Raw genomic sequence first — 12,230 nt, forward strand, 5'->3', positions numbered from 1 at the left:
TGTTTACTTGCTTCATAATCCATAGAACTATTATACCATATATTGTTTCGCAGGAAGTCTAATAATGTTCGAAATTGAAGCAGGTTAAAGAGACAACTAAAGGCTTGTCGCATAAAAGACTGCATGATAGCCAAATTGACCTGCTACTGCAGAACCTGCCATGGGACCAACAACACCTCCCAGATAAAAGAATACCTGATTGAAGGCAAAGACCCTCGAAATGCCGGCTTTGGGAGTCATTTTGCTGAGTAGGGCATTAACCCCGGGAATCAAGGCACCGGTTCCCAATCCAAAGAGGAAACGATAGAGTCCTAGTTGAAGGGGGCTAGAGGCATTGGCACAGAGGAGATAGATGATGACTGAATAAAACTGGGCGACAACCAAGAGACGATGATTGCCCACCTTGTCACCTAGCTTGCCCATGACTCCTGCACTCATCATGCTGGAAAAGCCCATACTGGACACAATCAAACCAGAGACAAAAAGAAGATTCTCTGTCTGCCCTAAGTCGCGTACATAAAGAGCCAAAATAGGGCCAATCGATTGAGCTGAAAATTGGATGACAAAACTGGTTAAAAAGAGATTGAGCAAAAGATAGGGATATTTAACCGAGGTAAATAATTCCTTTGTTGGAATAGCCTTTTCCTTGGCTACTGGTTGAAAATCTTCCTTGATAAAGCAAATAGTCAAAATAGCAGCTAAAAATAGAAAACTACCAACCAGTAAGAAAACTGTACGAATGCCAAATAATTCTGCGATAAAGCCACCAATAAAGGGACCAGTTAGAGTACCTGCAACTACGCCTGTAGACAAAGTACCTAAGGCAGAGCCTGATTTCTCCTTGGGAACCTGACTGGCTATCAGTGCCGTTGCATTAGGAACAAAACCTGCAAATACACCGTTTAGTAAACGAAGAAAGATTAACCAATAGATATTTGGGACAAAGGCCAAGCCTCCCATAGTGATAGTCATAGCAAGACCTGCCCGAATCATCATGGGTTTTCGGCCGTATTTGTCAGCAAGAATACCCCAAATAGGAGAAAAGAGCGCCGCGGAAATAGCAGAGACAGAAATTGCTAAGCCTGCATAAAAAGCGACTTGCTGACTCCCTACACCTAGATTTTCCACGAAGATGGGCATAAAAGGTACAACCAAAGAAATACTGGCTCCTGTCAGAAAATTACCAAACCAGGCAATACGCAGATTATCCTTCCAGTTAATCTCTGTCATCTTGCCTACCTCCCTCAAGAAGGATATGCACTTGATTAAGAAGCTGGTTCTGATTGCCATTATTATCAAGAACCTGGCTGGCCAAATCTTTCTTTTTTTCTAAAGGCCACTGGGCTGCCAGACGAGACTCAGCTTCATCTTTGGACAACTGGTCCCTTTTCATTAAGCGTTCTACTTGGGCATCTCGGTCCACATAGACCAACCAAGTCTCAGCAAACCAATCGCTGTAGTCCTGCTCAAAAAGTAGGGGAATATCCATGAAGAAAATCTCTTCTGTCTGAGCCAACTGTTCTCTCAAAGTAGCCAGTTCCTCACGGATAATCTCCCCTTGAATTTGCTTAGACCATTTTTGCTCTTCAGGATTTGAAAAGATGAGACTAGCTAGGAGAGGGCGATTGAGTTCTCCGTTTTCAAGAATGATTTCTTGCCCAAAGTGCTGTACTAGAGCCTCAAACAGACGACCACCAGATTTCTGTAGTTGGTGGACGACTGCGTCGGCATCCACTACTTGAAAGCCTTGCTGTCTTAGAAAATTTGTCACAGTTGACTTACCAGAGGCAATTCCCCCAGTGATTCCGATGATTTTTCTCATCAGTCCCTCCTTTGACAGTTTGGACAAAAGTGGGTGCCTCGTCCGCCTAGTTGAATTTTCTCAATGATGGTACCACAGCGTACACATTCTTGACCAGTCTTATCATAGACCTGATGAAAATCCTGCATGCTTCCATCTTCCCCAAAGGCATTGGTATAGGTCCGAATGGTGGAACCGCCTTTTTCAACAGCCTGGCCCAAAACAGCAATGGTCTGGTCATGAATGGCAGTCGCTTCTTCTGCTGTCAAAGTCTGGGAAGGTCTAGCTGGATGAACCTGAGCTCGCCAGAGAACCTCATCCACATAGATATTGCCAAGTCCAGCTACCAAGGTCTGGTCTAGGAGATGGGATTTGATAGGCTTTTTGGACTTGGCAAGGGAAGCTTGAAAGACCTGTAAATCAAAGTCTTGTTCGCTTGGTTCAGGACCTAATTTTTTAGAAATAAAGTAGGCGTCTAAAAGGTCAGGCACCAAGAGTTCCATGGTTCCAAACTTGCGTACATCCTCATAAACAAGCGTACCCCCATCTTCAAACCGGAAGAAAACATGGGCATGCTTGCGTTCAGGCACTTGGTCTGGATAATAAAAATACTTGCCCTCCATCCGCAAATGGGAAATCAAGACCTTGTCTGTCAGGCAGAAAAGCAAATATTTTCCACGACGTCCCATTGACTCGATAATCTGACTAGGCAATTCCCTTTGAAACTCTTCCAAATCCGTCTTAATCATCTTGGGGTAGCGAATTTCTATACTCGAAATCTTCTTTCCTATAATCAATTTTTCTAAGCTACGACAAACGGTTTCAACCTCAGGTAATTCAGGCATAAGTCCTCCTTCTGTAAAAACAAGAAGCAGGCATGAGCCTACCTCTACTTAGTATTCTCTTTCATTATAGCCAAAGTCAGCCAAATCTAGCTTTTTATCGCGCCAGTTTTTCTTGACCTTGACCCAGGTTTCTAGGAAGACCTTGTCTCCTAGCATGAGTTCGATATCACGACGGGCCATGCTACCGATTTTCTTAAGCATAGCGCCACCTTTACCGATGATAATCCCTTTTTGGCTATCGCGCTCGACCATGATGGTTGCACGGATGTGAACCTTGTCTGTCTCTTCGTCTCGTTTCATAGAGTCAACAACTACTGCTACAGAATGCGGAATCTCTTCACGAGTTAGGTGCAAGACTTTCTCGCGAACCATTTCTGAAACTAAGAAACGTTCTGGATGGTCTGTGATTTGATCAGACGGGAAATATTGGAAACCTTCATCCAGATTTTCACTCAAAATATCCACTAGACGAGACACGTTATTTCCCTGAAGGGCTGAGATTGGAACAATTTCCTTAAAGTCCATTTGATTACGGAAGTCATCAATCTGAGACAAGAGCTGGTCTGGATGGACCTTATCGATTTTATTCACCACCAAAATCACAGGAACCTTGGCAGCCTTGAGACGCTCGATAATCATATCGTCCCCCTTACCACGCGCTTCATCAGCAGGCACCATGAAAAGAACGGTGTCCACTTCGCGAAGGGTACTGTAGGCAGACTCAACCATGAAATCTCCGAGAGCTGTTTTAGGTTTGTGAATCCCTGGTGTGTCGATAAAGACAATTTGCTCCTTATCAGTCGTGTAAATTCCCATGATTTTATTGCGCGTTGTCTGCGCCTTGTCACTCATGATGGCAATCTTTTGCCCCATAACGTGATTTAAAAAGGTTGACTTCCCAACATTGGGACGTCCTAAAATGGCTACAAAGCCTGATTTAAAAGTCATAATTTCCTCTTACTGTTTAAAATAATAAATCCCAGATTCGTGGGAGAAAAATCAATGCGCCTGTTAAGGCTGCGAAAAGAGAAACCACTAATACCGCGCCAGCCGCCATATCCTTGGCATTTTTAGCCAGCATGGAAAAGTGATAGTGACTGGCCAAATCCACCACATTTTCAATAGCAGAGTTGATAATCTCAAAGGCTACTACCAAGAAAATACTCAATAGGAGAAAGAGCCATTCGATTCGTGACACCTGAAAAACAAAACCTGCAAGGATGACCACTAGAGCCGTCACTGCGTGTTTTCGCATATTGCGTTCTTCCTTGATAGCAGTAAAAATACCTGTCAAAGCAAATTCTAAACTGGATATCAGGTCACGATTTTTCCATTTTCGTTTATTGTCTTGTGAGTCCATAGGCTGTCAAAATTTCTTCTTGTAAACCGAACATCTCCGCTTCTTCTTCCGGAGTGTAGTGATCATAGCCGTTAATATGTAAAAAGCCGTGTACTGCCAAGAAGCCCATCTCACGCTCAAAGCTGTGACCATATTCTTCGGCCTGCTCATGAGCCTTATCGATAGAGATGAACAATTCCCCAATATAGGCATCAAACTCAGACATCATCTCTGCCAATTCTGGATTTTCAAGCAAATCCTCTTCGTCAAAGGCAATTCCCAATTCTGGTTTATACTCAAGGCTGATGACATCTGTCGGACGGTCGGTGTCACGGTACTCCAGATTAAGTTCATGACTACGCTCATTGGTCACAAAAGTGACTGCCATCTCCTTGTCTTCTTTTCCTAATTTTTGGGCTGCAAATTCCAAAATTTCTTGGGTTTGTTGCAACATTTCTTTTGAAACTTGACCAGTTTCATCTACCATTTCAATATACATGTGCTTCTCGTTTCTCTTTACTTGGCTTTATTATACCACATTTCCATGATTTTATTCTACCTTTTTGATATAATACTATGGAATACAATCACAAGGAGAGAACGATGTCATTTGACGGATTTTTTTTACACCACATAGTTGAGGAATTGCGAAGCGAATTAGTGAATGGTCGCATCCAGAAAATCAATCAGCCTTTTGAACAAGAGTTGGTCTTGCAAATCCGCAGCAATCGCCAAAGCCATCGCCTGCTCCTTTCTGCCCATCCAGTTTTTGGACGCATTCAGCTGACCCAAACGACTTTTGAAAATCCAGCCCAACCTTCTACCTTTATCATGGTTTTGAGAAAGTATTTGCAGGGGGCCCTGATTGAGTCGATTGAGCAAGTGGAAAATGACCGTATTGTGGAAATGACAGTTTCCAATAAAAACGAGATTGGAGACCATATCCAGGCTACCTTGATTATCGAAATTATGGGGAAACACAGTAATATTCTACTGGTCGATAAAAGCAGTCATAAAATCCTCGAAGTTATCAAACACGTCGGCTTTTCACAAAATAGCTACCGCACCTTACTTCCAGGATCGACCTATATCGCTCCGCCAAGTACAAAATCTCTCAATCCTTTTACTATCAAGGATGAAAAGCTCTTTGAAATCCTGCAAACCCAAGAACTAACAGCAAAAAATCTTCAAAGCCTCTTTCAAGGTCTGGGACGCGATACGGCAAATGAATTGGAAAGGATACTGGTTAGTGAAAAACTTTCCGCTTTCCGAAATTTTTTCAATCAAGAAACCAAGCCATGCTTGACTGAGACTTCCTTCAGTCCAGTTCCTTTTGCAAATCAGGTGGGAGAGCCTTTTGCAAATCTTTCTGATTTGTTGGACACCTACTATAAGGATAAGGCTGAGCGCGACCGCGTCAAACAGCAGGCCAGTGAACTGATTCGTCGTGTTGAAAATGAACTTCAGAAAAACCGACACAAACTCAAAAAACAGGAAAAAGAGTTACTGGCGACAGACAACGCTGAAGAATTTCGTCAAAAAGGAGAATTGCTGACAACCTTCCTCCACCAAGTGCCTAACGACCAAGACCAGGTTATCCTAGACAACTACTACACCAACCAACCTATCACGATTGCGCTTGATAAGGCCTTGACTCCCAACCAAAATGCCCAACGCTATTTTAAACGGTATCAGAAACTCAAAGAAGCTGTCAAATACTTGACTGATCTGATTGAGGAAACCAAGGCCACTATTCTCTATCTGGAAAGTGTAGAAACCGTCCTCAACCAAGCTGGGCTGGAAGAAATCGCTGAAATCCGTGAAGAATTGATTCAAACTGGCTTTATCCGCAGAAGACAGCGGGAGAAAATCCAGAAACGCAAAAAACCAGAACAATATCTAGCAAGCGATGGCAAAACCATCATCTATGTCGGCCGAAACAACCTACAAAACGAGGAGCTAACCTTTAAAATGGCACGCAAAGAGGAACTTTGGTTCCATGCCAAGGACATTCCTGGAAGCCACGTTGTCATCTCAGGCAATCTTGACCCATCTGATGAAGTCAAGACAGAAGCAGCAGAACTAGCTGCCTACTTCTCTCAAGGTCGCCTGTCAAATCTGGTGCAGGTAGATATGATTGAAATCAAGAAACTCAACAAACCAACTGGTGGAAAACCCGGCTTTGTCACCTACACAGGACAAAAGACCCTCCGTGTCACACCAGACCCAGAAAAAATCGCATCCATGAAAAAATCCTGATTTTACTTAAAATCAGGATTTTTAACATACTATTCACTCAAATCATATCCAATTATAGGACTAATCTTTGCCACCTAGTTTCTCATTGATTTTCATCATCACACTAGCAATTTTTTCACCCCAATAAGGGTCTGAGGCATATTCTACATTCATACCAAACGCCTTGTTTCCAAGGAAAGTTCTTCCCCTATCGATATAATTTTCCTTAATCCACTTGCTTGCACCTAAAATTCCCTTATCCACATCATCAAATGTCTTAGCAGAAAGGTAAGGGGTCGTATCATAGGCTGTAATGCCAAAGAAATTATTCTTATCTTTGGCAATTTTACTTCTTCCCCAGTCACTTTCTAGGGCACTATGGGCAAGGAGATAAAGGGCATTGATATGGTAATGTTCTTCGGCTTCCTTAAAAGTAGCGCCCTTGTTCTCCAAAAGGCTATTGTTAATGTTTAGCAAACTAAATACCTTATCCAATTCTTCAGCACTGTAGTTGGTAGCCTCTGTTAAATCTTTGAAAAGGAAGGGATTCTCAAGCTTAAAACCATCAAAATGCAGGCCATCTGCCGAATAATATTTCTTGCCTACTTCCATATCAGAAAGATGAGAAGCTACTGGGATACTAGCATTCTGAGCCACATAGTGATAAAAACGGTGGCCATCACTCTCATAATAAGGGATAAAGTCCTTACTGGCATCTAGCGCTTGTAAATCTTCTGTTTTCATATAGCCTGACAAACCAGAAATAGTAATAGCCAGGCGCTTGTCATCACTTTTTCTATCCTTATCTAGCCAAACAACACTAGCTTGCGATATATAGGAGAGCTTTTCACCATCTGCATTATAGATATTTGCTGTGACTGGTACTACTTGATAATAAGCAGCATTTTCATTTGTAGCTTTTTCTCCACGCCATTTACCATCGCTTCCAAGCTGATAACCATCTACTGTCTCATTTTTCGCCATGTAGCCACCGGATTTGAAGTAGTACCAGGCTTGACTTTTAGAATCGTAGACCCATTCTTTTTTAGCCATTTTGCCATCAGACTTGAGGTAAAACCATGACTCCTTATCCCAAATCCATTCATTGGCTGCCATGTAGCCACCAGATTTGAAGTAGTACCAGGCTTGACTTTTAGAATCGTATAACCATTCTTTATCTGCCATTTTGCCATCAGATTTGAGATAAAACCATGACTTCTTATCCCAAATCCATTCATTGGCTGCCATATAGCCACCAGATTTGAGATAATAATAGTGACCATTCTCGAAAATCCATTCTTTATCAGCATAGTTTCCATTTTCTTTGATGCAAAACCAAGATTCCTTATCCCAAATCCATTCATTGACTGCCATGTAGCCACCGGATTTTAGATAATAATAGTGACCATTCTCGAAAATCCATTCTTTATCAGCATGGTTTCCATTTTCTTTGATGTAAAACCAAGATTGGTATTGTCTGTCAAAAAGCCAACCTTGCTGTACTTTGGCACCAGTGGCATTCACATAAGCCTGGTCAATCCACTGACTTGTCAGTAAATAACCACCAGATTTAAAATAATAGTCCTTCCCTTTAATTTGGAGCCATTCTTTCTCTGCGTGTTGTCCATCTGCTTTGATGTAAAACCAAGCATCATATTGAGAATCATAAACCCAGTCTTCTATTACCTTGGCACCTGTTGCACCAACATAGGAAGTTCCTACCCAAGCATTTCTTTTCAGCTTTCCATTTTGGTCAAGATAATAAAAGGCTCCCTTGTCTTCTATCCATTCTGATTTGGTCATATAGCCACCAGATTTGAGATAAAAATAGTCGTCACCTTGCTTTAGCCATTCATTTTCAGCATAGTTAGCATCTGCTTTTATATAGAACCAAGATTGATAATGAGTATCAAAAACCCACTCATTCGCTGCTTGACTGCCATCTTCTTTCAGATACTGTTTTCCTTGCCAAGTACCATCACTAGCCATTGCACCCTCTGGACTAGCTAAGAAAAATAGCAGAGCTAAAAAAATAAATCTTACTTTCTTCATTAACCTTCTTCCTCTGTTCTTATTTATTTTATTGTACCAAAATTCTCCTAAATTCATATTACAAACTAATAAAAAATCAAGAACAGATTGATTGCAGGTTACCTCAGAGACTCTTTTACTTCCTGACGGAGTTCTTCCAGACTGCTAATACCGTATTTATCCATGACTTTTGGTAAATTTTCGATGATGTCAGGGCAGGCATAAGGATTGGTAAAGTTAGCTGTTCCAACTCCGATAGCAGATGCCCCAGCCAGATACATTTCTAGGGCAGCTTCAGCCGAATCCACTCCCCCCATTCCAATGATAGGCAGGTCTGTTGTTTGGGCTACTTGGCGGATGAGTTTGAGGGCTACTGGAAAGACTGCTGGACCTGACATTCCACCTGTTCCATTGGCCAAGATTGGTTTTCTGGTTTTGAGGTCAAAGCGCATTCCAACCAGAGTATTGATCATGGTCAAGCCACTTGCTCCCGCATCTTCTGCAGCTTTTGCGACTGTGACAATATCCGTCACACTAGGAGTTAGTTTGACATAAACCGGTACATCAGAAGCCTCTACAGCTGCTTTCACCACATCATAAGCCAAATCTGGGTCTTGACCAATCAAAAGCCCGTGATTACAGTGATCTACGTTGGGGCAAGAAATATTGAGCTCAATAGCCTTTATATTAGCTGCCTTGGAAATCCCATGAGAAACAGCTGCATATTCTTGTTTTGAAAAACCAGCCACATTGGCAATAATAGGAAGATTTGGATATTCTCTTTCCAGCCAAGGTAACTTTTCAGCCAAAACAACTTCCAAACCCGGATTTTGCAAGCCAATTGCATTGAGCATACCAGCAGGCGTCTCTGCCACTCTTGGAGTTGGATTGCCAAAACGGGATTCAAGGGTTGTCGCCTTGATCATAATAGAACCTAAAAGGTCTAAATCATAGTACTTGGCATACTCTTGTCCAAAACCAAAACAGCCTGATGCTGGAATAATCGGATTTTTCAAATCCAAACCAGGTAGAGACACTTGTAATCGATTTGTAGTCATAATTTTCTCCTTATAATACAACTGTTCCTGTGCGGAAAACAGGACCATCTTCACAGACGCGTTGGCTGACCGTCTCGCTTTCTGGTACTTTTAGAACACAGGCATAGCAAGCTCCCATCCCACAAGCCATACGAGATTCCAGAGATAAATAGGCTCTTGGGTGATCATCAAAGGTTTGATTGATATACTTCATCATTCCTGGAGCCCCACACGAGTAAACAGCATCAAACTGACTATCTAAATCATTGATAACAACGGAAACATTTCCCTTGATGCCATAAGAACCATCATCTGTCGTTACAAAGACCTGACCATACTGAGCCAATTCCGTTTTCAAAATAACAGCATCCTTATTAGCAAAGCCAAGGACAGTCACTACTTTCACACCACGCGCATGCAATCCCTTAGCAAGCTCAAGCAAGGGCGGAACACCAATCCCCCCACCAACAAGGAGAACCTGGCTCTGCTCATCAAGGTCAGACAAGTCAAAACCATTTCCCTGAGGCCCCATCACATCAAGAGTATCTCCCTGACTTAGGGTTGAGAAAATAGCTGTCCCAGCTCCCTCAATTCGGTAAATGAGATGACACTGCTTCTTAACCTTATCGATAGACGAAATTGAAATAGGACGACGCAAAAGATGGGCATCATCAGGCACACGCAGATGTAGAAATTGTCCTGCTCGCATGACTTCAACCATTTCTCCTTCTAAGACTAGTTCAAAGATTGCTGGCGCGATTTCCTCCTGTGCAACCACCTTCATGGTTTCCAAACGAATGGCACCCAAACGTTTCTTACATGTGGGATTCATGACTTTTCCTCCTTAAATTTTAAGGGGACCAGACAAAGAAAAGACCTTGCGATTGCAAGGCCTCAGTTAAAATTGTACAACAGAAGAGAGCACACTCAAAAGTCTCCTCTAGAAAATTGTACTATTCTTTTATCTGACACCTTGTGAGTCTCTCTGGACTCCCCTTAAAGGTTAAATTTTTATTAGTATACTCTTTCAGCTAAAAAAAGTCAAGTAGAAAAGGAACATTCTACTTGACCTCATGAGATTATTTTTCACGAATGACTTCGACCTTGTAGCCATCAGGGTCTTTGACAAAGTAATAGTTTGGTGTAGTTCCTGGTAGGCCATTTGGCTCAGTCACTTCATAGCCTTTTGCACTGTGCTCTTGATGAAGAACCTCAAGATCAGGTGTACTTAGGGCGATATGAGCAAAGCCATCTCCAACCACATAAGGGCCGTGATCGTAGTTATAAGTCAATTCCAACTCATAGTCATCACCCTCAAGACCTAGATAGACAATCGTGAAGGCATGATCTGGAAAATCTCTGCGACGCAATTCTTTAAAACCAAAAGCATCTTGATAGAATGCAATTGATTTTTCAAGATTTTCTACTCGCAAGCAAGTATGTAGCATTTTTGAAGCCATATTTTTCTCCTTTATTTTTAAAAAGACTGGACAATCCTCTTCCAGTCTCATCAGTTGTTATTTACCAAGTTTTGCTTTAGCTGCATCTGCAAGAGCTGTGAAAGCTGCTGCATCGTTAACAGCCAAGTCAGCAAGCATTTTACGGTTAACTTCGATCTCAGCCAATTTCAAACCATGCATCAATTGTGAGTATGAAAGTCCGTTCATACGAGCTGCCGCGTTGATACGAGTGATCCACAATTTGCGGAAGTCACGTTTTTTCTGACGACGATCACGGTATGCATAGTAGTAAGAGTTCATTACTTGTTCTTTTGCAGTACGGAACAAGATGTGTTTAGCTCCATAGTAACCTTTTGCTAATTTAAGAATACGTTTACGACGTTTGCGTGATACAACGCCACCTTTAACACGTGCCATGTTTTATTTCCTCCAAATATTTCCTAGAATTATTTACTTACAGTCAAGCTATTATTTCAAGCGAGTAAGCATTGCTTTGATACGTTTGTAATCTCCTGAATGCACCATAGATGCTTTACGAAGATGACGACGTTGTTTCTTAGTTTTTCCGTGGAAACGGTGAGAAGTGTAAGCACGGAAACGTTTAAGTCCACCAGAACCTGTACGTTTGAAACGTTTAGCTGATGCGCGGTGTGTTTTTTGTTTTGGCATGATTTTTTCTCCTTTATTTAACTTTCTGACAATTATTTTTTGTCAGTCGCTGGCGCCAATTGCATGAACATTTGACGTCCATCCATTTTAGCACGTTGTTCGATGATGGCAATATCTTGAGTTGCTTCAGCAAACTCGGCTAAAACTTTTGCACCAATCTCTTTATGGGTAATCATACGACCCTTAAAGCGAATAGATACCTTAACTTTATTTCCTTTTTCAAGGAATTTGCGTGCATTGCGAAGTTTTGTATCAAAGTCACCCTTGTCAATCGTTGGACTTAGACGAACTTCTTTCACAGTAACAACGCTTTGTTTTTTACGTTGTTCTTTTTGCTTCTTCTGGTACTCAAATTTGAACTTACCGTAGTCCATAATTTTTGCAACAGGCGGTTTGGCTTGGGGTTGAATCAATACTAGGTCAACATTAGCGTTATCAGCCAAAGCTTGCGCTTCACTGAGTGGCTTGATGCCTAGCTGTTCTCCTTCAAGACCAATCAAGCGAACTTCACGTACACGAATCTCATCATTGATGAATAAGTCTTGCTTTGCTATGGTTTTCACCTCTTTTGTTTTATTAGAGAAAAACAAAAGCGGACTCGTAAATATACAAGCCCGCACGTTATGATAGCGTTTCTTCGAAACTTTTCATCCGTAGGGCCAGGCAACTTAATGTCACAAGGCGAGAAGCTCTCACTTCTGCTTTTCTCAACTTTTATATGATATCAAGTTTTCTAGCTCTTGTCAAGATAAAAAGTTATTTTTTTGAAAAGTTTCTGTTTGTATTTTGGCGTTCAATCACAAACACAAG

The 12,230-nt window shown here is 41.7% G+C and carries 13 protein-coding genes, 1 pseudogene and 1 other annotated feature; of the genes and pseudogenes, 1 reads left to right on the forward strand and 13 read right to left on the reverse strand.

Going from position 1 to position 12,230, the window contains the following annotated elements:
* The 6 genes and pseudogenes from HT719_RS06290 to ybeY all read right to left on the reverse strand — a co-directional run.
* Positions 1-1,230 (reverse strand): annotated as a pseudogene (locus tag HT719_RS06290) (multidrug efflux MFS transporter); the annotation flags it as partial.
* Positions 1,217-1,822 (reverse strand): dephospho-CoA kinase, encoded by a 606-nt coding sequence (coaE, locus tag HT719_RS06295; RefSeq protein WP_001226128.1) that lies wholly within the window; start codon positions 1,820-1,822, stop codon positions 1,217-1,219. The pseudogene HT719_RS06290 and the gene coaE, both read right to left, overlap by 14 nt.
* Positions 1,822-2,646 (reverse strand): DNA-formamidopyrimidine glycosylase, encoded by an 825-nt coding sequence (mutM, locus tag HT719_RS06300; protein ID WP_172928585.1) that lies wholly within the window; start codon positions 2,644-2,646, stop codon positions 1,822-1,824. The genes coaE and mutM overlap by 1 nt, the downstream gene beginning before the upstream one ends.
* 48 nt (positions 2,647-2,694) lie before the next feature.
* Positions 2,695-3,594: a GTPase Era gene (era, locus tag HT719_RS06305; protein ID WP_000143265.1), complete on the reverse strand. Its 900-nt coding sequence runs from the start codon at positions 3,592-3,594 to the stop codon at positions 2,695-2,697.
* A 16-nt stretch (positions 3,595-3,610) separates the two neighbouring features.
* Positions 3,611-4,006, reverse strand: a complete 396-nt coding sequence (locus tag HT719_RS06310) for a diacylglycerol kinase (RefSeq protein WP_000378166.1) — start codon at positions 4,004-4,006, stop codon at positions 3,611-3,613.
* A complete protein-coding gene (gene ybeY, locus HT719_RS06315) occupies positions 3,987-4,484 on the reverse strand; it encodes an rRNA maturation RNase YbeY (RefSeq protein WP_172928587.1) in 498 nt (165 codons plus the stop codon). Before ybeY ends, HT719_RS06310 begins: the two co-directional genes overlap by 20 nt.
* Positions 4,485-4,588: 104 nt before the next feature.
* Between ybeY and pavA the strand changes: the two genes are divergently transcribed.
* The gene (gene pavA / locus HT719_RS06320) at positions 4,589-6,244 is read left to right on the forward strand and encodes an Rqc2 family fibronectin-binding protein PavA (protein WP_172928589.1); all 1,656 of its coding nucleotides are present in this window, start codon (positions 4,589-4,591) and stop codon (positions 6,242-6,244) included.
* A gap of 60 nt (positions 6,245-6,304) precedes the next feature.
* Here pavA and HT719_RS06325 read toward each other — a convergent pair whose 3' ends face one another.
* The 7 genes from HT719_RS06325 to infC all read right to left on the reverse strand — a co-directional run bounded on the left by HT719_RS06325 (position 6,305) and on the right by infC (position 11,983).
* Entirely contained in the window at positions 6,305-8,332 is a 2,028-nt protein-coding gene (locus HT719_RS06325; RefSeq protein ID WP_172928590.1) for a glucosaminidase domain-containing protein, read from the reverse strand.
* Between the two features lie 41 nt (positions 8,333-8,373).
* Positions 8,374-9,360, reverse strand: a complete 987-nt coding sequence (locus HT719_RS06330) for a dihydroorotate dehydrogenase (protein WP_172926219.1) — start codon at positions 9,358-9,360, stop codon at positions 8,374-8,376.
* Complete coding sequence (locus tag HT719_RS06335; RefSeq protein WP_172925722.1) at positions 9,323-10,123, reverse strand: dihydroorotate dehydrogenase electron transfer subunit; 801 nt, start codon at positions 10,121-10,123, stop codon at positions 9,323-9,325. Before HT719_RS06335 ends, HT719_RS06330 begins: the two co-directional genes overlap by 38 nt.
* A gap of 247 nt (positions 10,124-10,370) precedes the next feature.
* Positions 10,371-10,751 (reverse strand): VOC family protein, encoded by a 381-nt coding sequence (locus HT719_RS06340; RefSeq protein ID WP_000157159.1) that lies wholly within the window; start codon positions 10,749-10,751, stop codon positions 10,371-10,373.
* A gap of 57 nt (positions 10,752-10,808) precedes the next feature.
* Positions 10,809-11,168 carry a 50S ribosomal protein L20 gene (rplT, locus tag HT719_RS06345; RefSeq protein ID WP_000124834.1) on the reverse strand — a complete coding sequence of 120 codons (360 nt, stop codon included), beginning with the start codon at positions 11,166-11,168 and terminating at the stop codon, positions 10,809-10,811.
* Between the two features lie 51 nt (positions 11,169-11,219).
* Positions 11,220-11,420, reverse strand: a complete 201-nt coding sequence (rpmI, locus tag HT719_RS06350; protein WP_001125943.1) for a 50S ribosomal protein L35 — start codon at positions 11,418-11,420, stop codon at positions 11,220-11,222.
* Positions 11,421-11,452: 32 nt separating this feature from the next.
* Positions 11,453-11,983: a translation initiation factor IF-3 gene (gene infC / locus HT719_RS06355; RefSeq protein ID WP_000848180.1), complete on the reverse strand. Its 531-nt coding sequence runs from the start codon at positions 11,981-11,983 to the stop codon at positions 11,453-11,455.
* 15 nt (positions 11,984-11,998) lie between these two features.
* Positions 11,999-12,130: a sequence feature (ribosomal protein L20 leader region), on the reverse strand.
* Positions 12,131-12,230 lie beyond the last annotated feature (100 nt).

It is taken from the genome of Streptococcus sp. k-378 (assembly GCF_013277505.1).
Classification (GTDB): Bacteria; Bacillota; Bacilli; order Lactobacillales; family Streptococcaceae; genus Streptococcus; species Streptococcus pseudopneumoniae.

Bases quoted from the DNA above. Each gene is read 5' to 3' on its own strand.
- HT719_RS06330 (WP_172926219.1), bottom strand. From the start codon at position 9,360: ATGGTCCTGTTTTCCGCACAGGAACAGTTGTATTATAAGGAGAAAATT.
- HT719_RS06335 (WP_172925722.1), bottom strand. From the start codon at position 10,123: ATGAATCCCACATGTAAGAAACGTTTGGGTGCCATTCGTTTGGAAACC.
- HT719_RS06340 (WP_000157159.1), bottom strand. From the start codon at position 10,751: ATGGCTTCAAAAATGCTACATACTTGCTTGCGAGTAGAAAATCTTGAA.
- rplT (WP_000124834.1), bottom strand. From the start codon at position 11,168: ATGGCACGTGTTAAAGGTGGCGTTGTATCACGCAAACGTCGTAAACGT.
- era (WP_000143265.1), bottom strand. From the start codon at position 3,594: ATGACTTTTAAATCAGGCTTTGTAGCCATTTTAGGACGTCCCAATGTT.
- coaE (WP_001226128.1), bottom strand. From the start codon at position 1,822: ATGAGAAAAATCATCGGAATCACTGGGGGAATTGCCTCTGGTAAGTCA.
- pavA (WP_172928589.1), top strand. From the start codon at position 4,589: ATGTCATTTGACGGATTTTTTTTACACCACATAGTTGAGGAATTGCGA.
- HT719_RS06325 (WP_172928590.1), bottom strand. From the start codon at position 8,332: ATGAATTTAGGAGAATTTTGGTACAATAAAATAAATAAGAACAGAGGA.
- mutM (WP_172928585.1), bottom strand. From the start codon at position 2,646: ATGCCTGAATTACCTGAGGTTGAAACCGTTTGTCGTAGCTTAGAAAAA.
- ybeY (WP_172928587.1), bottom strand. From the start codon at position 4,484: ATGTATATTGAAATGGTAGATGAAACTGGTCAAGTTTCAAAAGAAATG.
- HT719_RS06310 (WP_000378166.1), bottom strand. From the start codon at position 4,006: ATGGACTCACAAGACAATAAACGAAAATGGAAAAATCGTGACCTGATA.
- rpmI (WP_001125943.1), bottom strand. From the start codon at position 11,420: ATGCCAAAACAAAAAACACACCGCGCATCAGCTAAACGTTTCAAACGT.